Here is a 22,754-nt window from a genome sequence, read left to right as displayed (position 1 = left end):
GCGTCGCCCGAGGCACCGGCCAGCCGGCCGGAAGAGCTTCTCTCGCTGCCGCGCGCTCAGTCGTCCCGAACAAGGTCCCGCCCCGTGTTGCGACGCACCAGCGCCAGGCCGGTCCATATTGCACCGCGACGAAACCGGGTCCAGCCTGCCCCGCCGATCTCCCGCCCGCGGCAAGAGCTCCGTCCCGGGCGCCGGACGGTTCCGCCTGTCCTTGCGCCTGATCAAGGCGCGGGCCGCGCGGCGCCCGCATGATGGAGAATGTGCGGGAAGAGAGGGCAGCGGCATGATCGAAACGGAAGCGGGCGAGCGCATCCTCGACGTGCGGGAGATTCCGTCGCGGATCCGGCACACGGTGATCTTCCAGCTGCTGGCGGCGCTCGCACCGGAACAGAGCCTGCAGATCGTGCACGACCACGATCCGACGCTCCTCCGGAACCAGCTCGAATTCAACTTCGAAGGCGACTTCGCATGGACCTATCTCGAATCCGGCCCGGAGACCTGGCGGGTGCGGCTCCGGAGGATCGGCAGGAGGACGGCCCAATGAGCGCGATGCAGCAGCTGCCCGGCGCGGCAGCGCATGCGGACCTTGCGCACCGCCTCGCCGGCAAGCGGGTGTTCGTGAGCGGCGGCGTCAGGCCGGGCTCGATCGTGCTTCTCGCGGAGTGCGGGCGCGTGATGGCGGTCGAGCGGATCGCAGAGGTGCCGGACGAGCTTCTGCGGCTGACCGATACCGTCTGCCTGAACCATGACGACGCCGCGGACGTGCCGCACCGACGGGAAGTCTGACGCGGCCGGCGCGGAGCCTCGCTTCCGGTTTGGCCGGCCAAGCGGGCTGGTCTATTGTCGCGGTGCATGATCCCTCTTCCGACGAACGGACCCGACCCGGCCGATCGCCCCTCCGGCCGCGCAGGAACGCGCCCCGCAGCGGCTGCCCGGTCCTGCCGTCCGTCCGGCGCCCGGCAGGACGCTCCGGCGTGACGATCGCCATCGAGCGCCTCCTCATCCTCGCCGGCATCCTCGCCGTCTGGTGGGCCGCGGCCTTCCATTACGGGCCGACGGTGGTGCCGGATCCGCCGGCGACGCTCGCGGCCGGGCGACGGCTCGCCGCCGACGGCACGCTCCTCGCCGCGCTCGGCGACAGCGCGCTCGTCTATCTCTCGGGCTATCTCGCTGCCGCGGCCGCCGCGGTTCCGCTCGGACTCGCGATGGGCGCCGCCGGCCGGCTCGGCAAGGCGTTCGAGCCCTATGTCTACGCGCTTGCCGCGACGCCGCGCGTCGCCTTCGTCCCGCTCGTCATCGTGCTTCTCGGCCTCGGGGTCGAGGCGAAGGTCTTCATCGTCTTTCTCGGCGCCATCATGCCGATCCTGGTGAACACCTATGCCGGCGTGCTCGCCGCCGACGACGAGCTCGTCGAGATGGCGCGCTCCACCGGCGCCGGCAAGCTGCGCATCTTTCTCCACATCGTGCTGCCGGGGGCGCTTCCCTTCGTCGTCGCCGGCCTCCGGCTCGGCGCCACGATCGGCCTCATCAACACCGTCGTGGCCGAGCTTTATACGGCGGTGCAGGGCCTCGGCGGGCTGCTCGCGCTCTACGGCAACACGTTCCGCATGGCGGAATACTTCGCGATCGTCATCACGCTTGCCTTCGCCGGGGTAGCCGTTACGGAAGGCCTGCGCCTCGTCGAGCAGCGCTTCGCACGGTGGCGGACCCGTTGAGACCGCCGCCCCGGTTGGGCGGCGGCCGCTCCGACGGCAGGTTCAACCGGGAGGAAAGAATGCGGGCGAACGCCCTACGATCCGTCATCGCCGCCGCAGCGCTCCTCGCCGCCGCGCTCGCGCCGGCCGCGGCGGCGCCGTTCCGGCTCATCGTCACCGAGCTCGACGTGCCGCTCGTGCCGAATTCCGTGATGCCGCTCGCCGAGAAGCTCGGCTATTTCGAGCGCGAGGGCGTGGACGTCGAGATCGTCCGCGTGCAGCAGACACCCTCGGCGCTCGCCGCGCTGAAGGCCGGCGAAGGCGAGATGGCGAACGTCTCCGTCGACGCCGTGCTGCAGCTCGCCGCGCGCGGCGATCCCGGGCTCAAGGCGGTGATGTCGCCCAACAAGTCCCTGCCCTTCCTGATCGCGGCGAAGGATTCGATCGCCCGCCCGGCCGAGCTCGCGGGGCGAAGTTTCGGGATCGGCCGGCTCGGCAGCCTCGACCATTCGCTGAGCGCCAAGGTGCTCGCCGCGGACGGCCTCGCTCCCGACGCGGTGCGCTTCGTCGCGCTCGGCCAGCCGGCCGTGCGCGCGCGGGCGCTCGCCGCCGGCCAGATCGACGCCACCACGATGTCGATCGGCGTCTGGACCGACCTGCCCGACAAGGCCGGGCTGCACGTGCTGGTGGACCAGGACGCCTATTACGCGGCCGCGCCCGTCGTGAACAAGGTGAACGTGGTCGCGCCGGCCGCCCTCGAAAGCCGCAGGAAGGACGTCGAAGCGGTGATCGCCGCGCTGGTGAAGGCCTCGCGCGACTTCGCCGCCGATCCGGAGAAGTGGGTCGCGGCGATGGCCGCCGAGCGGCCCGACGTCTCGCGCGCGACGCTCGAGACGCTCGCCAAAAGCTTCGCAGGAAGCTGGAGCGTGAACGGCGGGCTCGCCCGGGACGAGCTGGCGGCGACCGAAGCCTGGCTCTACGAAACCCCGGATTTCGCCGGCCTGCCCGAAGTGCCGCTCGCGGCCTGGACGGAGTTCGGGCCGCTCGACGCCGTGCTCGCCCGGCTCGGCACCGCGCCGGGCCGGGACAGACCGGTGCGATGAACCGGCCGGAGCCGGCCCCGTCCGGGGCGTTTCCCGCGGCGCCGCCGGCCGAGAAGCCGATGCCGATAATCGAGCTCGCCGGCGTCTCGAAGCGCTTCGAGCCGCCGCGCGGGGCGCCGGCCGTGGACGCGCTCCGCGACGTCACGCTCTCGATCGACCAAGGCAGCTTCGTCGTGCTGCTCGGCCCCTCCGGCTGCGGCAAGACCACGCTGCTGCGCCTCGTGGACGGGCTGCTGCCGCCCGATTCCGGAAGCGTCCGCGTCTTCGGCCGCGCACCCGTTCCGGGCCCGGGCATGGGCTTCGTGTTCCAGTCGTTCCGGCTCGTGCCGTGGTCGACGGTCCGCGGCAACGTGGAATTCGCGCTCGCCGGCACGGGGCTCGACCGCGCCGCCCGCCGCGAGCGGGCGGAGCACTATCTCGAGCTGGTCGGGCTCGCGCGCTTCGCGTCCGCCTATCCCGGCGAGCTCTCCGGCGGCATGAAGCAGCGCGCCGCGCTCGCCCGCGCGCTCGCGCCGGAGCCGGAGATCCTGCTCATGGACGAGCCGTTCGCCAGCATCGACGCGCAGACGCGCGAACTGATGCAGGCGGAGCTGATGCGGCTGTGGGCGCTCCGCCGCTCGGTCGTGCTGTTCGTGACCCACAGCGTCGACGAGGCCATCCTCCTCGCCGACCGGGTGGTGCTGATGGGACCGCGGCCGGGCCGCATCCTGGAGGCGATCGAGGTCGAGCTGCCGCGGCCGCGCTGGCGCTACGACGTCCGCGCGGAGCCGCGCTTCATCGAGCTCCGCGCCTATCTCTGGAACCGCATCCGGGAGCTCGTCCTCTCGGACGAGAACTCGGATTTCTTCGGCCGCAGCCGGGATTTCTGAGATCCGGCGGGCGCCGGCCGGCCGAGCCGCCGGCTCAGAGCGCCAGCACCTCCTTGATGCGGTCGCGGATCGCCTCCTTCTCGGCCTCCCCCGTGGCGCGGTCGAGGCGCACGTCGTAGGCGATCTTCGCCGGCCGCTCGAGCACGATGATCCGGTCCCCGATCTGGAGCGCCTCGTTGATCGAATGGGTGATGAAGACGGCCGTCTTCCTGTTCTCCCGCACCAGCGCCGAAAACTCCTCGCGGAGGCGGTTCGCGGTCATCTCGTCGAGCGCGGAGAACGGCTCGTCGCAGAGCAGCAGGCCCGCATTCGTCGCGAAGGCGCGCGCGATGCTGACGCGCTGGCGCATGCCGCCGGAGAGCGCGTGCGGATAATCGTGCTCGTGGCCCTTCAGGCCGAGCCGCGAGAGCCAGTCCATCGCCTGCTTGCGCCGCTCCTCATGCGGGACGCCGAGCAGCTCGAGGCCGAGCTCGACGTTCTGGAGCGCGGTGCGCCAGGGCAGGAGCCGGTCGTTCTGGAAGACGATCGCGACCTTGCCGCGGAACCAGTCGAACTCGTGGAAGGGATCGTGGCCGGCGACGCTGACCTTGCCCTCCGACGGCTCGAGCAGGCCCGAGACCATGTTGAAGATGGTCGACTTGCCGCAGCCCGTCTTGCCGAGCAGCGCCACCATGTCGCCCGGATCGATGTGGAGATCGACCCTGTCCACCGCCACGAAGCCCTCGTCCGAGCCGCGCTTCGGGAAGCGCTTCGTGACCTTGTCGAGCGTGATCCCCATCGCGGGATCGGCGGCGGCGGCGACACTCATAGCGAACGCTCCGAGACAGCGCGGTAGCGGAAGGCATAGCGCTCGATCATCGTGATGATCTGCTGCGTGATGAGGACGAAGAAGACGAGCTGGAAGGTCCAGGCGAGCGCGCCGGCCATGTCGAAGAGCTGCTGCTGCTGCAGGAGCTGGTAGCCGACGCCGCCGGTGGCGCCGACGAGCTCGGCCACCACGACCACGCGCGCCGCATTGCCGAGATTGACCTTCCACGCGGTGAGGATCTCCGGCAGCACGGCCGGCAGGACCATGGTGCGGAACATCTGCAGCCGGGTCGGCCGGAACGACAGCACCATCTCGAAGAGATCCTTCGACATGGCCTGCAGCGCGCCGATCATCTGGAAGGTGAAGGCGGGCAGCGTCGTCATCACCATGATGAAGAAGATGCGGAACTCGATGCCGTGGAACCAGATGATCGCGAACACCACCCAGGACAGCGCCGGGATGCCCTGGAAGAAGGTGAGGATCGGCGAGATGAACCGGTCGACCCCGGGCGACCGGTTCATCAGGACGGCGAGGAGGCCGCCCAGCACGAAGGCGCCGAAGAGACCGGCGAGGATGCGCCCGACCGTCGCCAGCACGTCCACGAACTGTCCGAGATCGACCAGGATCTGGAAGACGCGCCGGAAGACGTCGACGAGCGAGGGGAACAGGAACGGCGGGAACCACAGCGAGGCGAACTGCCAGAGTGCCGCCAGCAGGAGGAACGGTGCCACGGACCAGAAGATCCGCGACAGGATGATTGTGGATCCCATTCTCGAATGCCTTCGTGCGCTGCAGGCCGGGCTACTTGCCGGCCTGGTAGATGGTTGAATCCTTCGGATCGCCGGGCAGCCAGCCGACCTCCTTGCCGGCCTGGTAGACCTTCTTGATCTCTTCGCCGATCTCGCCGGCCTTGCGGACGTTCATCCCGAGCCGGTCATTGTTGCGGATGAGAGCGGCGATCGCCGCCTGGTCGTCGGCAGTGCCCTTCGGGACGATCAGCTTCGCCGCCTCGTCGGGATTCTTGGAGACCCAGTCGGCGGCCTGCTGGTAGACCGTGAAGAGCTTCTCCGCCGCCTCGGGATGCTCCTTGACCCAGGAGGTGTGCGCGGCGACGCCGAGATAGGGCAGGTTGCGGCTGCCGGCGAACTTCTCCCAGTTCTCGGCGATGCCGAGATCGAGCGTCCGGATGTCCGGGTGCTTCGTCACCAGCGAGGTATAGGCGGGCTCCCAGAGCTGGACCGCCGCGGCGCGGTCGGCGACCGCATAGCCGATGAGGCCCGGCGTCGCCGTGTTCACCACCGAAATCTTGGAGGTGTCGACGCCCTGCTGCTTCGCGAGCCAGTTGAACATGACGTAGTTCGTCGTGCCGGAAGCGGCGGCGAGATCCTTGCCCTCGAGGTCCTTCAGGGTCTTGACCTCGGGCCGCGAGGTGACGACCGCGCCCCAATAGTCGAACAGGTTGAAGAGATAGGTGACGTCGACGCCGCGGATGTCGGCGAGGCCGACCGTCAGCAGCGCCGCGCTGCCGCCGACCTGGAACTCGCCGGAATTGAACTGCGCCGCATAGGCGTCGGGCGGCCGCTCTTCGAAGGTGACCTGCAGGCCGTTCTTCTCGTCGAACTTCTGCGCCTCGATGACCGGCGGCAGGAACGCGCCGAGCGAGGGCGGGCCGAAGACAACGACGGACACCTTCTCGAGGTCCTGGGCGAAAGCCGGCGTGCCGGCGAGCCCGATCCCGGCGACGAGCGCCAGAAGCGAAGCGGTCAAATGAGCTTTCACGATACGTCCTCCCTCTTCTCGCAGCGGAGAGGGGCAGCCCGTCGGAACGGGCTCACCCCATGAGAAGTCCTTCGACCGCAGGGTTCATGACCACGACGGTCTGATTGCGGAGCAGCGGCCCGTCCTTCTCGGATTCCGCCTTGATCGCCTTCCATTCCGGATCCGCTCCGAACGCGGCCCAGCCCTTCTGCCGCGCGCCCTCGTCGGCGAACCGGGTGACATAGACCAGGCGGCCCTCATCATCCTGCGGCTCGAAGACGCCGAGAAGCTCGATGCCGTGCTTCGGCAGCCGCGGCACGACATGCTCCTTGAAGCGGCGGCGCATCGGCTCGCCGCGCCCTTCGTGCGCCTCGTAGGTCCGCAACTCGTAGATCATTCGACTTCTCCCTATGATTGTCACGGCCCGTCCGCCGCCCTGAGCGGCGCGCAGGGACGATCCGCAAGTGAGCGACAGCGGCGGCCCGGGACCGCCGCAGCATGTTCAGGCGCCCGCGGCCGCCTTTTCTGGCGCCTCGAGCTTCTGCTTGGCGGCCTTGAAGAAGCGGCCCGTGAGGTGCTTCGCGACGCTGCCGAGGATGCGCTGGCCGACGCCGGCGACGAGCCCGCCGACCTCGCCCTTGCCCTGGTAGGAGAGCGCGGAGGTGCCGTCGCCGTTGTCCTCGATCTCGAAACGCGCCTCGCCGTTGCCGTGGCCGAGCGTGCCGGCGCCGGAGACGGTGATCCGGCAGGCCCGCGGCGGCTCCTTGTCGGAGAGCGCGATATCGCCTTCGAAGGTGCCGCCGACCGAGGCGACCTTGAGGTTCATATCGACCTTGTAGGCGTCCGGGCCGACCTCGCGCATGCCGCTGCAGCCCGGGATGCATTCGGCGAGGAACGCCGGATCGTTGAGCGCCGTCCAGACCGCGTCGCGCGGCGCCGCGATCGTCTCGTTGCCTTTGAGTTCGACCTTCATGTCGTGTCTCTCCAGGGCCTCAGCCGGCCAGCAGCTTCTCGGCGAGACCGCCATAGATCGAGGCGCGCGCGGCCTCGTCGAAGCCCGCCTCCTCGACCACCTTCTTCGGCTCCATGTCGCCGATCGGGAACGGCATGTCGGAGCCGAGCATCATGCGGTCGGTCCCGACCACGCTCGCGACGAACTTCAGCGCGTTCGCATCGTGGATGAGCGTGTCGTAATACATGGACGCGATGCCCTTGACCGGATCGGCGAGCTTCTCCGGGTCGAGGGAATGATTGCGCCGCAGCCGGCCGAGGATGATCGGCAGGCCCGCGCCGCCGATCCCGATCACGATCTTGGCGCCGGAATAGCGCAGCACGTGGCCGGAATAGAGAAGCCGGCTCACCGCGATCATCGTATCCGTGATGCGCCCGACGGCATTCGGCATGCCGTAATCGAGATTGCGGTCGTCGCCGCTGTCGAAGACGGGATGAATGAAGAGGACGGAGCCGAGGCGGTCGGCCTCCTGCCAGAACGGGTCGAGCTCCGGCGCATCGAGCACCGAGCCCTTGCCGTTCGGCTGCGTGCCGATCATGGCGCCCCGGAAGCCGGCCGAATGCGCCTCCCTGAGGATCGCGGCCGCCTCGGCGCCGCTCTGGAGCGGCACGTCGGCGAGCGGCACGAAGGCCGGCTCGGCCTTCGCCGTCTCCATCAGGTCCTCGTTGATGAGGCTCGCCCAGGCCGCGCCCTCCTTGGGCGGCAGCTCATAGCCGAAGCTGTCGACCCAGCCGCCGACAATCTGGCGGTCGATGCCGTTCTTCGCCATCCAGGCCTTCCGGCCGGCAATGTCGGTCAGGCCCTTCGCCACCGGACGCGAGAGCTTGCCGCCGGCGAAGCCGAGCGAGAGGCTGTCGCCCGCCTCGACCGCCGCGACCGACGGGAAGCGCCCCTTCTCCTTGCGGATCTTGTCGAGGAGGGTCGGCGGGAAGAGATGCGCGTGGGCGTCGATGATCATTGCAGTCCTTCGGTCTTCTCGAGGGCCTCGGCGACAGCATCGCCGATCGCCGAGATGCGGATGGGCAGCGCGTCGAAGCGGATGCCGAGCGGACGCACGGCGTCGTTGACCGCGCTGGAGATGGCGGCCGGGCTGCCGAGATAGCCGGACTCGCCCGAGCCCTTCTGCCCGAACACGGTATGCGGCGACGGGCTGACGTGATGGACGATCTCGACGGCGGGCACCTCGTGCGACGACGGCAGGAGGTAGTCCATGAAGCTCTGGGTGAGGAGCTGGCCCTCCTCGTCATAGGCGAACTCCTCGAACAGCGAGGCGCCGATGCCGTGCGCGATGCCGCCGAGCGTCATGCCCTTGACGATGTGCGGGTTGATGACCGTGCCGCAATCGTGACCGATCACGTAGCGCCGGATGTCCGGCTTGCCGAGCGCGGGGTCGATCACCACCAGGATGGCGTGGAACTCGAAGGAGTAGCACGGATACATCTGGGTCCGGCCCTGCTCCGGCAGGCGCTCGCCGCCCGGAACCTGCATCACGTCGGTCGCCTCGAGGCCCGGATCCATGCCGGCCGGCAGCTTGTGGTAGCCGCGGTGGCAGATGGTGACGAGCTCCATCCAGGAGAGCGTCCTGCCCCCGGCGCTGGCATTGCCGTCGTGGTAGGACACCGCGTCGATCGCCACGTCGAGGTTCTTCGCCGCGACCGCGATCAGCTTCGCCTTGACCTTGTGGGCCGCGCGATAGGCCGCGCCGCCCATCATGATCGCCATGCGGCTCCCAACGGGCGAATTGCTCGGCAGGCTCGCAAGCGAATCCGGCCGCACGACGCGGATCGTGTCCGGGTCGATCTCCAGCACCTCGCCGACGCAGCTCGACACCAGCGTCTCGTGGCCCTGGCCCGACGAGGTCGTGTGGATCGCGACCGTCACCCCGCCGAGCGCGTCGACATTGATGCGGACCGATTCCATCCACGTGGTGGTCAGGTTCTTCTCGTTCAGGAGCGGCTCGAAGGCGGAATTGCCGCCGCCCGGCTCCAGGCAGGCCGAAAGGCCGATGCCGGCGAGCATGCCTTCGCCGCGGAGCCGGTCGCGCTCGGCGACGAGCGCATCCCAGTCGATCTGCGCCATCACCTTGTCGGCGACGGCATCGTAGTCGCCGCTGTCATAGCTGGTGCCGCTCGGGATCAGGTACGGGAACTCGTCCTTCTTGACGAAGTTGCGCCGCCGCACTTCCAGCCGGTCGAGCCCGAGCGCCTCGGCGACCTTCTCCACCCCCGTCTCGATGGCGTAGTTGGTCGGCGACTGCCCGAAGCCGCGCACGGCCTCCTGCGGCGTCTTGTTCGAGAGCACCGCCATCGCATGGTAGGCGACGCTGCCGATCTTGTAGGGGCCGACGATCGCGCCGACCGGCTTGCCGAGCTGGAGCGGCGAGCGGCCGATATAGGCGCCGACATTGTCGAGCGCGCGCATCCGCATGGAGAGGATGCGGCCGTCATCGTCATAGGCCATCTCGACGTCGAAGAGGCGTTCCGGCCCGTGGGCGTCGCCGGCCCGCATGTTCTCCAGCCGGTCCTCGATGAGCCGGATCGGCGCCCCGAGCGTGCGGGCGAGATAGCCGGCGAGCACGGTGTGCTTGATGCCGCGCTTGACGCCGTAGCTGCCGCCGACGTCGACATCGTGGTGGACGCGGACCGAGGTATAGGGGATCCGCAGCGCCCGCGCGATCTGATCGGGATATTTCGGCATCTGGATCGAGGCCCAGACGTCGAGGATCTCCTGCCAGGGATTCCACTCGGCGACGAGGTTGAAGGTCTCGATCGGGACCGTCGAGCTGCGGCCCCATTTCACCCGGTAGGAGAGGCTGTGCGGCGCCTTCGCGAAGTCCTCGTCGACCTCGCCCCAGACGAAGCGCTTCTCCAGCACGATGTTGGAGCCGTGGTCGGGATGGACGAGCGGCGCGTCCGGCGCGATGGCAGCCTCGCCGTCGATGACGTATTCGATCGGCTCGTACTTCACCACCACCTTCTCGGTGGCGTCCTCGGCGAGCGCGCGCGTCTCGGCGACGACGGCGGCGACCCACTCGCCGGCATAGCGGGTGCGACCGACGGCGAGCGGATAGCGCTTCACGAGCGGCGCGTCGACGCCGACCATCAGCGGGTCGGTCGCGGCGGCGAGCTCCTCGCCGGTGAGGACGTAGCGCACGCCCTTCATGGCGAGCGCGGCGCTCGCATCGATCGAGACGATGCGCGCGCAGGGGTGCTGGGAGGGAACGAGCGCCACCGCGAGCTCGCCCGGTCGGCGGATATCGGCGGCGTAGCGCCCCCGCCCGACCACGAAGCGGCGGTCCTCGGCGACGCGCCGCGGCTTGGAAATATAGCGGAAGCCCTGCTCGGTCATCGCACACGCTCCGCGGGAAAGACGTTGGACTGGGCGAGATTGTCGGCGGCGAGCCGGATCGCCTCGACGATCTGGCCGTAGCCGGTGCAGCGGCAGAGATTGGCGGAGATCGCGTCGCGGATCTCCTCGTCGGTCGGGTTGGCGTTGCGCATCAGCAGCGCATGGGCCGCCAGCACCATGCCCGACGTGCAATAGCCGCACTGCATGCCGTGCTTCTCGACGAAGGCATCCTGGACGACGCTGAGCTCGCCCGGCGCCGGCGCGATGCCCTCGATCGTGGTGATCTCGTAGCCGTCGGCCTGGACCGCGAACATCAGGCAGGAGCGGACCGGCTCGCCGTCGAGGAGGATGGTGCAGGCGCCGCAGACGCCGTGCTCGCAGCCGGCGCGCGTGCCGGTGAGCGCCAGCTCGCCGCGCAGGCAGTCAAGGAGCGAGGTGCGCGGCTCGACGTCCACCGTCCGCTCGACGCCGTTGATGTTGAGATCGACCTTCATCAGTGAACCCTGCTCGCTTCCTCGCGCGCCTCGGCGACCGCCCTCATGGCGAGCGTGCGCGCGACCCGCCGGCGATAGGCGCCGGAGGCATGGAGATCGGACATCGTGTCGAGGCCCGCTATGTCGTCGGCGATGGCCTCCGCTATGTCGGAATCGGCGAGCCTGGTGCCGGCGAGAGCGGAAGCGCCCTCGAGCCGCAGCGGGATGTCGGCGGCGCCGCCGACGGCGACGAAGCATTCGGCGCAGCGGCCATCCGCCTCCAGCACCACCTGCGCGGCGGCGGAGACGAGCGCGAAATCGCTCCGCCGGACGCTGATCTCGCCGAAGCCGGTCCCGACCCGGCCGGCCGGCCGGCGGGGGAAGCGCACCGCCGTGACGCAGCCGTCCGGCGGGACCTGGGTGATCATCGGACCGATGAAGAACTCGGTGGCGGAGATCGTCTCGGTGTCCGCGCCGGTGCGCACCACCACCTCGGCCCCGAGCGTGGCGGCGACGAGGGCGATCTCGGCGGAGGGGTCGGCATTCGCGATCGAGCCGCCGACGGTGCCGCGCGCGCGGGTCGGCGGATGCCCGACCCAGGGCAGCGCCTTGGCGAGGAGCGGCACCTCGCGGGCGACGAGCGGATCGCGCTCGGCGACCGCCTGCCGCGTGACCGCGCCGACGACGATCGCGCCGTCCTCGGCCCGGATGCCGCGGAGCTCCTCGAGGCGGGCGATGTCGATCAGCATCGACGGGCGCGCCAGGCGCATCGCGAGCATCGGGACCAGCGTCTGGCCCCCCGCGATCAGGCGGGCATCGCCGTTGGCCGCCAGCAGCTCACAAGCCTCGGCCAAAGAGGCCGGGCGGACGTACTCGAATGGGGCGGGCTTCATGCCTCCTCCGGTTCTCGGGCGAGGTCCCTCGCTGGGCCAGGCTCTTCTTCAGACGCCAACGAACCGGCCGCCGCGCGGCGGATCGTTTGATGACATTCCGACAAGCGGGGGCATTGTTATAGGTCATTTCGACAGGAAGCAAGCCTCCGGCCGCGGTCGAACGCCGCTCATGCGCGGGCGGACGCCCCGGACGGGCCGAAAATCGTGAGATCAAGAGGTTTACGCCCAGGTCCACACGGGGCCGGAGCGCGCCCTGCGACAAGTTGGTATAGGACAATCCAAATTGTGCTAGTCCACGCGGCCTACCGGCGCGGGATCACGCCACGTGCCCGGACCGCTCCGCCTCGGCGGCGGCCGACGGCTCCGGTCCGGATTCGCGCAGCGACTTCACGAGCCGCCGCAACAGGCTGTAGAGCGCGAGCATCTCGGCCTCGGAAAAATGCCGCGCCGCCTGGCGGTTCGCCTGCTTGGCGCATTCGGTCAGATCCTGCTCGAGCGCCCGCCCCGCCTCGGTCAGGAAGACGTTCACCTTGCGCCGGTCCGGATCGTTGCGGACGCGGCGGATGAGCTTCTTGCTCTCCAGCGAATCGAGAATGCTCGTCGAGGTCGCCTTCTTCACGCCGACGAGCGCGGAGAGCTCGCTGGAGCTCATGCCGTCGCGTTCCCACAGGCGCCTCAGATGGTTGAACTGCCCGCGCGTCACGCCGAAGGCAGCGAGATTGGCGTTGATCGCATCGCCGAACGCCTGGTTGGCACTGCGCAGGAGCAGGCCGAGCCCGATCTCCGGCACGTTCTCCCGCGCCTCCTCCCGATCCGTCGCCCGCAGCTCCAATGTCCCCTCTCCGTCCAAGCCGCCGCAGAAGCAAGCGGCGCCCCGCAGCGCCCGGCACGGGCGCCGCCTGCCGGCCGACTATATGGGACCTGACCGGAGCCGTCTCCTCCCGAGCGCACTGCAATCTCGGACGAATTCCGCCCGGGCCGGGACCGGGCCGGACGGCGGAGACGTGCGGGCGACGCGGCCCGGAGGGAGCAGAGCCGGCCGCTTCCTCAGGGGTTGACGGTCTCCTCCGCGCGCGCATCCGCTTTCGCGCCGCCCCGGCCGCCCGCGGGCTTCAGCCAGACATAGAGGAGGAAGCACATCACGAGCAGCGCCCCGGCGCTGATCGGCCGGGTGAAGAAGACGGTGAAGTCCATCCCGTTACCGGTGAGCGCATTGCGGAGATTCTGCTCGAGAATCGGCCCGAGCACGATGCCGAGCACGGCCGGCGCGGTCGGAAAGCGGTACCGGATCATCAGATAGCCGAGCAGGCCGAAGGCCATGACGAGCTTCACGTCGAAAGCATTGCTCTGAAGCGAGAAGGAACCCGCGGCGGCGGCCGTGCAGATCGTCGCCACCATGATTCCGGCGGGGATCTCGAGCACCTTCGCCGCGAGCCTGCGGCAGCACAGACCGAGCGCCACCATGAAGCAGTTCGACATGAAGAGGAGGATGAGGATCGAGACGAACAAAGACGGGTTGTGCTTGATCAGGAACGGCCCCGCCTCGATGCCCTGGATCAGCAGCGCGCCGATGAGGATCGCCGTCACCGGGTCGCCGGGGATGCCGAGCGTCAGGAGGGGAACGAGGGCACCGCCCGTGACGGCGTTGTTCGAGACCTCGCAGGCGATGACGCCCTTCACCTCGCCCTGCCCGAACCTGTCGCCGCGCCGGGCCGTCCTCAGCGCGTCGCTGTAGCTCACCCAGGAGGCGATCGCCGGCCCGGTGCCCGGCAGCACGCCGATCATCGTCCCGATGATCGCGGAACGGAGCGCGATCCAGCGGTTCCTCCAGTGATCCCCGATCACCGAGAGCACCGAGGACCTCGCCTGGACCGGCAGGAACTCGGCCGCCACGTTGTTCTTCTTGGCGAGGAGCAGCATCTGGCCGATCGCGAAGAGCCCGATCAAGGCGGCGGTGCTCGAAATTCCGCCCATGAGATTCGGCTCGTCGAAGATGAAGCGGCCGACGCCGCTCACCGGATCGAGGCCGACCGTGCTGACCAGGATGCCGATGCAGGCGGAGGCGAGCCCCTTCACCATCGACCCGCGCGAGATCCCTGCGACGCAGACGATGCCGACCAGCGCGAAGGAGAAATATTCCACGGACGTGAAGGTCAGCGCGACCTTGGCGAGGCTCGGCGCGATCGTGGTGAGGAGAAGCAGCGAGAAGAGGCCGCCGAGGAAGGAGCTGACCAGGGCCGTGGTGATGGCGCGGTCGCTCTCCCCCTTCAGCGCCATCTGGTGGCCGTCGAGGGCGGTCGCCGCGGAGCCCGGGGTTCCCGGCGTGTTGATGAGGATCGCCGGGATCGAGCCCGCGAAATAGCCGCTGCAATAGATGCCGAGGAGCAGCGCCATCGAGGTGGTGAGCCCCATCGCATAGGTCATCGGCAGGAACAGCGCGATCGCCGATGCGGCGGTGAGGCCCGGCGCGGCGCCGAAGATCATGCCGATGACGGCGCCCGCGAAGACGAAGAAGACGACGGTCGGATCGGCGACGGCGGAGAGCGCCGCCGCCACGTCGGCGAACGAGATCAGGTCCATGACGGCAGCACCACGTCGAAGCCGTAGGTGAAGGCGAGATAGAGCGCCGCGCTCAGCACGATCGGCACGAAGATCAGCTGCCGCGGACGCCTGAGACCGAAGGCGAACAGCGCGACGAGGGCGAAGAGCCAGGTCCCGACGCGGAAATCGATCGCCTCGAACCACCAGAAATAGGCGACGAGCGCGACGAGGACCGCGCCGACCCGGGCGTCGAGCAGCGCGGGGAGCGGCTTCGCCGCGGAGAGCAAGCCGCGGACCAGCAGCACCGCCCCGCAGATCATCAGCCCCGCGGAGCAGAGGAGCGGGAAGAAATTCGGCGGGAGCGTGGCCCCGGCCGCCCCCGTTCCCATGTCGAGGGAGAGGAGGGTCACGACCCCGCCCACCGCGATCAGCGCGCCTCCGCCGACCGTGTCTTCGTGTCGCAACGCCATCGTCTCAGGCCTCCGACTTGCCATCCGTGTTGAAAGGCCGGCGCCGCCCTGGCCAGAGTGCCCGCGCCGGCACGGCGGGTGCCTCAGTTCTGGACGAGTCCAGCCTGCTCGAGCACGGGCTTCAGCTCCGCCGCCTCCTTCTCGATCTGGCCGCGCATCGTCTTCGGGTCCTGATAGGCGGCGTTGAAGTAGAAGGTGCCGAGCCGCTTCTCGAATTCCGGATTCTCGACCGCGCCCTTCACCGCGGCCGACATCTTCGCGACGGCCTCGTCCGGCGTGCCGGCGGGAGCGACGAGCCCGAACCATTGCGAGCGGAGATAGTCGAAGCCCTGTTCCTTGTAGGTCGGAACGTCCGGCAGGTAGGTCCAGCGCTTCTCCGCGGCGAGCCCGAGCACGCGGATGTCGCCCTTGCCGTCCTCGAGCATCGGCGGGAAGTTCGAGCCGCCGGCCGAGAGGAAGGCGACCTCGCCGGAGAGCAGCTTGACCATCGCCTCCTGGCCGCTGTTGCTGTTGACGTAGGTCGCCTTCAGCCCGTTCTGCGCGAGGAACACCGCCATCGCGAGATGCGGGCCGGACCCGATGCCCGACGAAGACCATGTGAGGTCCTTCGTCTTCATCGCCGCGACGAGATCGCCGAGCGACTTGTAGGGGCTGTCCGAGCGGACCGCGACCCCGGACGGGATCTCCACCACCCGCGCGATGGTGGCGAAGCTTTCGGCCGTATAGCCGGACTTCGACATCAGCGGCCGCGCCGCGAGGGTCGAATCGGAGCCGACCCCGATCGTGTAGCCGTCGGGGCGGGCATGGGCGAGGTTGGCGAGCCCGACCGCACCGCCGGCGCCCGGCTGGTTGATGAGGACGATCGGCTGGCCGAGCTCCTTCTCCATCAGCGGCGCGATGAGCCGCGCCATCTGATCGGTCGCGCCGCCCTGGCCGAACGGCACGACGAGCTTGATCGGCTTCTCCGGAAACTCGGCCGCGGCCGGGCCGGCAAGCGCCGCGAGCGCGACGAGCGACGCGCAGACCGTTTTCCTGATCTTCGAAAGGTGCATCTGCTTCCTCCGTAGGTACCTGGGATCTCTCCGCATCCCCTTCCCGCTCCGCGCCGGGAGGCGCCGGTTGCTCCGGCGTCGCTCCCGAGCTGCGCATCCGCGCGCCGGCCGCGTCCTCAGACCGCCGCGCGCATCGCCTTCTCCGCCCGGCGCCTGAGCTTCCGCTCCGAGAAGACCGGCTCGAGGTTGAAGACGCGCTGCGCGTTGCCGCCGAGGATGTTCCGCTTCGCCTGCTCGCTCAGGAACGGCAGGTCGTAGATCGTGCTCGGCAGGTCCATGTCCCAATGCGGGTAGTCGGACGAATAGAGCAGCTGCGTCTCGGCATTGATCATGTCGAAGGTGAGCTCGAGCGCCCGCTTGTTGTCGACCATCTCCATGGGCTGCGAGGTGAAGTACATCTGCCGGATGTAATCGCTCGGCTTCTGCTTCAGGAGCGGGGCGTCGGACGGGCGCATCATGTACTCGTTGTCGAGCCGCTGCATGAGGAAGGGCAGCCAGGCGAGCCCGGCCTCGATCCAGAGCGTCTTCAGCTTCGGGAAGCGCTCCGGGATGCCGTTGATCACCCAGTTCGACAGATGCAGCATGTTGTGCCAGGCGAAGCCGAGGGCATGCAGCGTCAGGAAGCGGTTGCAGAGCGAAAGCCCCGGCTCCTGTCCGCCGAGGCCGGTGTGGAAGCCGATCGGCAGCCCCCGCTCCTCGAGCGCCCGGTAGGTTCTGGCGTAGACGTTGTCGTAGACGCCGCGATAGCGCGTCGACGTCACCATGAAGCCGATCACGCCGGGCTTGTCGCCGAACTGCTCGACCGTCTTCAGACACGCATCCGGGTCGTTGAACGGCATGTAGAGCATCGACTTCAGGCGCGGCTCCTCCTGGAGGATGGTCTCGCAGAGCCAGCGGTTGTAGGCGAAGGCGAGCTCCACCTCGAGGTCGACGCGGGGGGCGAGACCGAGATTGAGGAGCGGCGTCGGGAACATGCAGGCGACGTCGACGCCCATCGCGTCCATCCAGCGGCGCATCAGCGTGATGTCGCGGTGCGGATGCGGCGGCACCTTCTCGCTCTTGCGCAGCGGGTAGCGCGTGATCCGGCCGCCGAGCTCCTGATACTGGCCGAAGCCGGTGGTGATCCCCTTCCGCGAGATGCCCTGGTACTTCACCTCGTGCCGGATGATCGGGTTCTCGATGAATTCCGCGATCTCGGCGGAGGCCTCGTTCTCGTAATGGTGCGAGTCGATGTCGACGATCAGGAAGTCCTCGTAGCCGCGCGCATCCGCCTGCTCGGTGGCATGGGCGAGATGGCGGCCGGTGTCGAAGCCTTCCGTGGCGAGATCGCGGAAATCCGCCGTCGCGGCGTCGATCATGTCAATGCTCATGGTGGCCGACTCCCTGTTCGGCGAGCGACTGGCGGGCGGGGCGGATGCTGGTCATCGTCTCCCAGAGCCCGAGTTCGAAGAGCTCGATGCCGGCCGCGTCGAGCATGGCCATGGCGGCGATCGCCACTTCCGTCGGCGTGACCGCGACGTTCCGCGCGAAGGGCCTGAGCTTGGCGCCCGTTTCGGCCTTCGCGACATAGAGGCGGACGGCGCTCGCGAAGATCTGGCCGAGCGCGCCGTCGGAGAGCGCGTCGATGCGGCCGGAGGCGATCGCCTCGTCGCAGAGCGCGGCGACCTCGCTCGCCACGGCCTCGAATTCGGTCCCGGCGGGTTCCGGGGAGGCGCCCTCACACGCTGACATAGACGTTCCCTCCGCGTTCCGAGACCTCGAACTTCTGCAGCCTGAGGCGCGGGTCGCAGACATTCGTGCCGTCGCTCAGGTGGTACTCGTAGCCGTGCCAGGGGCAGACGATGTGGACGTCGTCCTCGTCGTATTTCTGGCCGAGGAAGCGGCCCTCCTCGTCCACGTCGTCGAAGACGCCCGGCATGCGCACGCCCTCGCAGGCCGGCCCGCCCTGGTGGAGGCAAAGATTGCGGTAGGCGTAGAAGCGGCTCTTGTGACGGATGACGCCGATCTCGAGGCCATCGACGCGCAGGATGCGCACGTTGCCGTCGGCCATTTCCTCCTGCCTGCAGATGTAGACTTCTTTCATGATCCGTTTCCCCGAACCGTGCAGAGACGGTCGCAAGCCATATCGTATGTGCACATACGATTCTACCGCAAAGCGCCCGGCCCCGGGACCTCCGGGACCGGCGCGCGTTCCCTACTCGGGCACGAAGCGGGTTTCGGGCTTCAGGCCCGGTTGCTGCTGTCCGAGGCTGATCCTGCCGTTCTCAAGGTACTCGCCATGGGCGGCGCGCTCGGCCGCCTTGTCCCATGCCGGGTGCCACTCGCCGAGAGAATAGCCGAACCACGGCGATTGCGGGACCAGCGGAGGCAGGCCCATCTCCTCCCAGATGGCGCGGGCGCGCTCCATGAAGGGCTGGGTCGGCAGCGCCAGCGGCGGCATCGGCGACTTCATGGTCGCGTCGACGAGAAGCGTCGAATCCTCCTCGCCGGCATGCTCGCGCTTCGGGCCGTGGCCCTGGCCTCGATGCGGCAGGGTCAGGACGTCGGCGACCGGGTTCGACCGGTAGGCCATCGCCCACAGGATCGCATCCGGATTGTCCGGGTCGATGTCCTCGCTGACGGCGATGCAGATCTTGCCGCAATCGCCCTTGAAGAAGGCGGCCCCGTAGAGCGCGCGCCAGACCTCGGTCTTCGGCGTGCCGGCCGCAATCGTGATCACCGTCACGCGCAGCAGGCCCGTGAGCGGCTCGTGCAGCGAAACGCGCTTCACGCCCTTGATGCTCATCGTGTCGCGCAGATGCGTCAGGAAGAGCGGCTCGTAGGCGACGCGCTTGATGACGCTCGATTCGCTCGGCGCGACCTGGCTGATATAGGAGGGAATGACGGCGTCGCGCCGGCGCGTCACCGCGGTGATGCGCATCGGCATGTTGAACTCTTCGAGCGCGACGTGGCCGTGCGATTCCCCGAACGGCCCTTCCGGCTCGACCATGCGGGTATCGACATAGCCCTCGATCACGACCTCGGCCTCCGCCGGCACGAGAAGATCGACGGTCTTCGCCTTGACGACATTGATCGGCGCGCCGGCGAGGCCGCCCGCGACGTTGAACTCGTCGAGATCGATCGGCAGCTTCTGCGGGCCCATGAAGGCGACGTAGGGCGGGCAGCCGAGCACGATCGCGACCGGCATCTCGTGATCGCCGCGCGCCTGGTGCTTGAGGTAGTGCTGGTAGCCGCCGGCGCCGCCGACGCGCGTCGCCATCCGGACGACGAGGCGGTCCGGGGCCTTCAGCGCGCAGCGATAGGTGCCCATGTTCTGGACGCCGGTGACCGGGTCCTTGCTGATCACGTTCGTCGCGCTCAGCGTCGGCGCGCTGTCGAAGCCGGGCGTGGAGACGGGGATCGGCAGCCGGTCGAGGCCGCCGCCTTCCTTCGTCAGGGCCTCTCCGGTCTCGACGATCTCCTGGCACGGCGCCTGCTCGACGAGACGCGGCGGAACGGGCTCGGCGATGGCGCGGTCCCACTTCGCCTGGATCTCGTCGACCGAGCAGTTCATGCCGGTGGCGTAGACCGCGCGGTTGGCGGCGAGCGCGCCGACGACGACCGGAATGTCGTATTTCCGCCCCTTGCCGTCCATGATGTTCGTGAAGAGGAACGCCTTGCGGTCGGCCTCCTTCATGCCGCCGACGAACTGCCAGCGCACCAGCGGATGAAGCTCGCTGTCCTTGTCGATCGGCCGGTCGACCTCGACGAGGAGGCCGCGCCGCCGCAATTCCGCGATGTGATCGTGCAGGTCGTTATAAGGCCGCCTGCCGGCCGCCGCCTCCGACCGCTCGGTCGGGCGTTCGGCCTCGGCCGCGATGCTGTGCTCGTCCATCCAAATCCTCCAGAGACCTTCAGCCGACCAGGCGCCCGGCGCCGGCCAGCGTCCGCCGGCGACGTCCATCCGCCGCGGCACGGCGCGCGCCCATCCCGGCAGCGCGCCTCATCGGGAACAATCGACCCCACGCGGCGCGGAACCGGCCGGCGGCAGGGGAATCGGCCGGGCACGGAGACATCTGTGCGCCACCATCCGGGGCTCCGCGCGCTGCATGGCCGGAATGCGCTTCATGCGCAGGATTCCTCCCCTTTTCCTTGCTGGCTCTTCGGCTCGGCTCCTGGAAACAATAATGAGGCAAGTTTCCCGGTGTCAATGCAGGGACGCTTCAATCCTGGTGCAATCCGGTCCGCCGCGGAAATCGAAGCATCGGGAGCCCTTCCGCAGTCGCCGGATGGCCATTTCCGGGCGCTCCGGGGCCGGGGTCCGCCGTGCCGCGTTGCGACAATCCGCGAATTGTTATACTCAATGGATTCGAGCAGGTGAGACGATGGCCGACTGGATTCCGAAGATCGCAGCAGAGGGCGGTCCGCGCTACCTGGAGATCGTGCGCGCGCTGGAATCCGACATCGAGACCGGCGCCATCCTGCCCGGGCAGCGCCTGCTGCCGCACCGCGAGATGGCGGAGCGCATGGGCATCAGCGTCGGCACGATCTCGCGCGCCTATGCGGAGGCCCAGAAGCGCGGGCTGATCTCCGGCGAGGTCGGCCGCGGCACGTTCGTGCTCCGCCGGCGGGGCCAGCAGGCGGAGACGGAGGAGACGAGCGGGTTCCGCCGCATCAATCTCGCGCTCAACGCGCCGCCGGCGACCGGCGAGGAAGATGCGATCGGCGGCGTGCTCTCCGACATCCTCGCCTCCGACCGCCTCGGCGCGTTTCTCGGCTACCTGCCGCACCAGGGCTGCGCCGAGCACCGCGCGATCATGGCGGACAGGCTGACGCGGCAGGGCATGCCGACCACGCCCGACTGCCTCTTCATCACGCATGGCGCGCAGCACGCGATCTCGATCGCCACGAGCCTCCTCGCCCGCTCCGGTGACCCGGTGCTGGCTGAGAACCTCACCTATTCGGGCATGCTCGCGCTCGCGACGCAGGCCGGCTACGAGCTCCGCGGCGTGCTGATGGACGGCGGCGGGCTGGTGCCGGAAGACCTCGAGCGGGCGTTCCGCCAGACGGGAGCGCGCGTGCTCTACGCCATGCCCACGCTGCAGACGCCGACGAGCGCCGTGATGCCGGCCGAGCGGCGCGACGCGATCGCCGAGATCATCGCCCGCCACGACGCCTATCTGATCGAGGACGACGCCTACGGATTCCTTGCCGATCCGCCGCTCGCCCCGATCTCGGCGCGGATTCCGGAGCGCAGCTTCTATGTCGTGAGCTTCGCGAAATGCCTGGCGCCGGGCCTCAGGATCGGGGCCATGTACGCCCCCTCCCCGTTCCGCGACCGCGCCATCAACGCCGTACGGGCGACCGGCTGGTCGGCCAACGCGCTGATGGCGGAGGTCGTCGCGAGGCTCGTCACCAACGGCCAGCTCGAGGAGCAGGTCGCGCGCAAGCGCAAGATCGCGGCGCAGCGTTATGCCGCCGCCCGCCGCATCCTGGGCGACCGGATCGCCCCGGTCGCCGGCGACCCGGCCTTCCATGTCTGGCTGCCGATGCCGGCCGGCAGGACCACCACCTCGCTGGTGGCGCAGGCGGCGATGGCGAACGTCACGATCGCGCCGCCGGTCGCGCTCCGCTCCTTCGACCCGCTCAGCAACGGCGTGCGGCTCTGCCTCGGTTCGCCCAAGAACCAAAGCGAGCTCGAATATGCGCTGCGGACGGTCAGCGACATCCTGAACGACGCCGAGGCGATGTCGCTCGTCTGACGGCCGACCCGCGGGCCGGCCGGGGCCTCACGCCGTCCAGAGATCGCTGAACGCGACGGCGACGACATCCTCGTAGGCCGGGTGGCCCTTCAGGATGCCGAGATCGCGGGCGAAGCCGTTCATGCCCTCGACGAAGCCGCGCGAGATGGCCGGGTCGTAATAGGGCAGGTCGCGGCGGACGAGATCGGCGATGAGGCTCGCCTCGAACGGAGGAAAGAGCTTCTCCCCGACTTCGGTCGCGCGCCCGGGATCGGCCTTCAGCGCCCGATGCGTCCGCACGATCGCGCGGATCGCGGCCGCGGCCGCCGCGGGCTTCTCCGCGATGAGCCGGTCGGTCGCCGCGATCGAGGCCATCGTGTAGTCGAAGCATTCCTTCGGCCCGTCGCCGCGCCTGATGTCGAGAACGACCGTGCCGACGCCGCGGCGGACCGCGACCTCGGTCCCCATGCCGTTCGCCCAGAAGCCGTCGATCCTGCCCTCCTCGAGCGCCTTGGCGGCGGCGAGCCCGAAATTGACGCCGGCGCCGGCCGTGCCCGGCACCGGCGCGATCGTCACATCGTCCTTCGCGATGTCGATCCCGCCTGCCGCGAGCAGGCGCCGGAGCCCCATCTCGACCCACGGCGCCGCGCCGATCCGCCTGCCCTTCACGACGGAGAGATCGCCGCGCGCCGCACCGAGATCGGCGCGCATGACGAGGAACCAGTACATGCCCTGGCCCTGCGCGCAGAGGAGCTTCACGCCCCGCCATTCCGGGAACGCGGCGAGCGCGGAATGGGCGGAGCCGCCGACGAAGTCGACCGATCCGTCGCGGAGCGCTTCGTAGGCCTTGTCGACGGGGAAGACGAGCTCGAGCGAGACGTCGAGCCCCTCCTCCGCGAAGAAGCCGAGCTCCACCGCCGCCGCGGCCGGGAAGTAGGAATTGGAGATCAGGTCCGGGACGGCGAGTTTCATCTGGTCGAATCTTCCGGTCTGGCCCGGGCGGCGCGCCGGCC

General features: G+C 69.2%; 24 protein-coding genes. 6 read left to right on the top strand and 18 right to left on the bottom strand.

All coding sequences use genetic code 11. The features are described from left to right. Positions 1-283: 283 nt before the first annotated feature. The 5 genes from E4O86_RS06055 (at position 284) to E4O86_RS06035 (ending at position 3,666) form a co-directional block, all read left to right on the top strand. Positions 284-544, top strand: a complete 261-nt coding sequence (locus E4O86_RS06055) for a DUF2249 domain-containing protein (RefSeq protein ID WP_161139629.1) — start codon at positions 284-286, stop codon at positions 542-544. Then, complete coding sequence (locus E4O86_RS06050) at positions 541-786, top strand: hypothetical protein (protein WP_161139628.1); 246 nt, start codon at positions 541-543, stop codon at positions 784-786. Before E4O86_RS06055 ends, E4O86_RS06050 begins: the two co-directional genes overlap by 4 nt. A 188-nt stretch (positions 787-974) precedes the next feature. After that, complete coding sequence (locus E4O86_RS23755; RefSeq protein WP_343039106.1) at positions 975-1,715, top strand: ABC transporter permease; 741 nt, start codon at positions 975-977, stop codon at positions 1,713-1,715. Positions 1,716-1,774: 59 nt separating this feature from the next. Beyond that, a complete protein-coding gene (locus E4O86_RS06040) occupies positions 1,775-2,797 on the top strand; it encodes an ABC transporter substrate-binding protein (RefSeq protein WP_161139627.1) in 1,023 nt (340 codons plus the stop codon). Between the two features lie 59 nt (positions 2,798-2,856). Continuing rightward, a complete protein-coding gene (locus tag E4O86_RS06035) occupies positions 2,857-3,666 on the top strand; it encodes an ABC transporter ATP-binding protein (protein WP_161139626.1) in 810 nt (269 codons plus the stop codon). Positions 3,667-3,700: 34 nt separating this feature from the next. Here the strand turns inward: E4O86_RS06035 and E4O86_RS06030 are convergent, their stop codons facing one another. From E4O86_RS06030 to E4O86_RS05950, 17 genes are all read right to left on the bottom strand, one after another. Beyond that, entirely contained in the window at positions 3,701-4,474 is a 774-nt protein-coding gene (locus E4O86_RS06030) for an ABC transporter ATP-binding protein (RefSeq protein ID WP_161139625.1), read from the bottom strand. Beyond that, on the bottom strand, positions 4,471-5,244 hold the full coding sequence (locus E4O86_RS06025; protein ID WP_161139624.1) for an ABC transporter permease: 774 nt from the start codon (positions 5,242-5,244) through the stop codon (positions 4,471-4,473). The genes E4O86_RS06030 and E4O86_RS06025 overlap by 4 nt, the downstream gene beginning before the upstream one ends. Positions 5,245-5,275: 31 nt before the next feature. Continuing rightward, complete coding sequence (locus tag E4O86_RS06020; protein ID WP_161139623.1) at positions 5,276-6,253, bottom strand: ABC transporter substrate-binding protein; 978 nt, start codon at positions 6,251-6,253, stop codon at positions 5,276-5,278. A 52-nt stretch (positions 6,254-6,305) separates the two neighbouring features. Beyond that, entirely contained in the window at positions 6,306-6,629 is a 324-nt protein-coding gene (locus tag E4O86_RS06015) for an NIPSNAP family protein (RefSeq protein WP_161139622.1), read from the bottom strand. A 105-nt stretch (positions 6,630-6,734) separates the two neighbouring features. Beyond that, complete coding sequence (locus tag E4O86_RS06010; protein ID WP_161139621.1) at positions 6,735-7,205, bottom strand: SRPBCC family protein; 471 nt, start codon at positions 7,203-7,205, stop codon at positions 6,735-6,737. 19 nt (positions 7,206-7,224) lie between these two features. Then, a complete protein-coding gene (locus tag E4O86_RS06005; RefSeq protein ID WP_161139620.1) occupies positions 7,225-8,202 on the bottom strand; it encodes an amidohydrolase family protein in 978 nt (325 codons plus the stop codon). Beyond that, entirely contained in the window at positions 8,199-10,592 is a 2,394-nt protein-coding gene (locus E4O86_RS06000) for a xanthine dehydrogenase family protein molybdopterin-binding subunit (protein WP_161139619.1), read from the bottom strand. Before E4O86_RS06000 ends, E4O86_RS06005 begins: the two co-directional genes overlap by 4 nt. After that, a complete protein-coding gene (locus E4O86_RS05995; RefSeq protein ID WP_161139618.1) occupies positions 10,589-11,086 on the bottom strand; it encodes a (2Fe-2S)-binding protein in 498 nt (165 codons plus the stop codon). The genes E4O86_RS06000 and E4O86_RS05995 overlap by 4 nt, the downstream gene beginning before the upstream one ends. Next, positions 11,086-11,958, bottom strand: a complete 873-nt coding sequence (locus E4O86_RS05990; RefSeq protein WP_161139617.1) for an FAD binding domain-containing protein — start codon at positions 11,956-11,958, stop codon at positions 11,086-11,088. The genes E4O86_RS05995 and E4O86_RS05990 overlap by 1 nt, the downstream gene beginning before the upstream one ends. Before the next feature lie 316 nt (positions 11,959-12,274). After that, positions 12,275-12,790: a MarR family winged helix-turn-helix transcriptional regulator gene (locus E4O86_RS05985; RefSeq protein ID WP_161139616.1), complete on the bottom strand. Its 516-nt coding sequence runs from the start codon at positions 12,788-12,790 to the stop codon at positions 12,275-12,277. A gap of 215 nt (positions 12,791-13,005) precedes the next feature. Beyond that, positions 13,006-14,538 (bottom strand): tripartite tricarboxylate transporter permease, encoded by a 1,533-nt coding sequence (locus tag E4O86_RS05980; protein WP_161139615.1) that lies wholly within the window; start codon positions 14,536-14,538, stop codon positions 13,006-13,008. Next, complete coding sequence (locus E4O86_RS05975) at positions 14,529-14,969, bottom strand: tripartite tricarboxylate transporter TctB family protein (RefSeq protein WP_161139614.1); 441 nt, start codon at positions 14,967-14,969, stop codon at positions 14,529-14,531. Before E4O86_RS05975 ends, E4O86_RS05980 begins: the two co-directional genes overlap by 10 nt. 83 nt (positions 14,970-15,052) lie before the next feature. Then, positions 15,053-16,021 (bottom strand): tripartite tricarboxylate transporter substrate binding protein, encoded by a 969-nt coding sequence (locus E4O86_RS05970; RefSeq protein ID WP_161139613.1) that lies wholly within the window; start codon positions 16,019-16,021, stop codon positions 15,053-15,055. A gap of 116 nt (positions 16,022-16,137) precedes the next feature. Further along, the gene (locus E4O86_RS05965; RefSeq protein WP_161139612.1) at positions 16,138-17,391 is read right to left on the bottom strand and encodes an amidohydrolase family protein; all 1,254 of its coding nucleotides are present in this window, start codon (positions 17,389-17,391) and stop codon (positions 16,138-16,140) included. Continuing rightward, positions 17,381-17,752 (bottom strand): hypothetical protein, encoded by a 372-nt coding sequence (locus E4O86_RS05960; RefSeq protein ID WP_161139611.1) that lies wholly within the window; start codon positions 17,750-17,752, stop codon positions 17,381-17,383. The genes E4O86_RS05965 and E4O86_RS05960 overlap by 11 nt, the downstream gene beginning before the upstream one ends. Continuing rightward, positions 17,739-18,104 (bottom strand): Rieske (2Fe-2S) protein, encoded by a 366-nt coding sequence (locus tag E4O86_RS05955; RefSeq protein WP_161139610.1) that lies wholly within the window; start codon positions 18,102-18,104, stop codon positions 17,739-17,741. The genes E4O86_RS05960 and E4O86_RS05955 overlap by 14 nt, the downstream gene beginning before the upstream one ends. Positions 18,105-18,215: 111 nt before the next feature. Continuing rightward, positions 18,216-19,895, bottom strand: coding sequence for a UbiD family decarboxylase (locus E4O86_RS05950; protein WP_161139609.1), 1,680 nt, complete (start codon positions 19,893-19,895; stop codon positions 18,216-18,218). A gap of 490 nt (positions 19,896-20,385) precedes the next feature. Between E4O86_RS05950 and E4O86_RS05945 the strand changes: the two genes are divergently transcribed. Then, entirely contained in the window at positions 20,386-21,762 is a 1,377-nt protein-coding gene (locus E4O86_RS05945) for an aminotransferase-like domain-containing protein (protein ID WP_161139608.1), read from the top strand. A gap of 27 nt (positions 21,763-21,789) precedes the next feature. On the opposite strand, the gene E4O86_RS05940 is transcribed toward E4O86_RS05945, so the two are convergent. Continuing rightward, positions 21,790-22,713: an ABC transporter substrate-binding protein gene (locus tag E4O86_RS05940; protein WP_161139607.1), complete on the bottom strand. Its 924-nt coding sequence runs from the start codon at positions 22,711-22,713 to the stop codon at positions 21,790-21,792. Positions 22,714-22,754 lie beyond the last annotated feature (41 nt).

Origin of the sequence: Propylenella binzhouense, assembly GCF_009866965.1 — a bacterium.
Lineage (GTDB): Bacteria > Pseudomonadota > Alphaproteobacteria > Rhizobiales > Afifellaceae > Propylenella > Propylenella binzhouense.
Note: the sequence above shows the minus strand (reverse complement) of the source record. Positions and strands in the feature narration are given on the sequence as shown.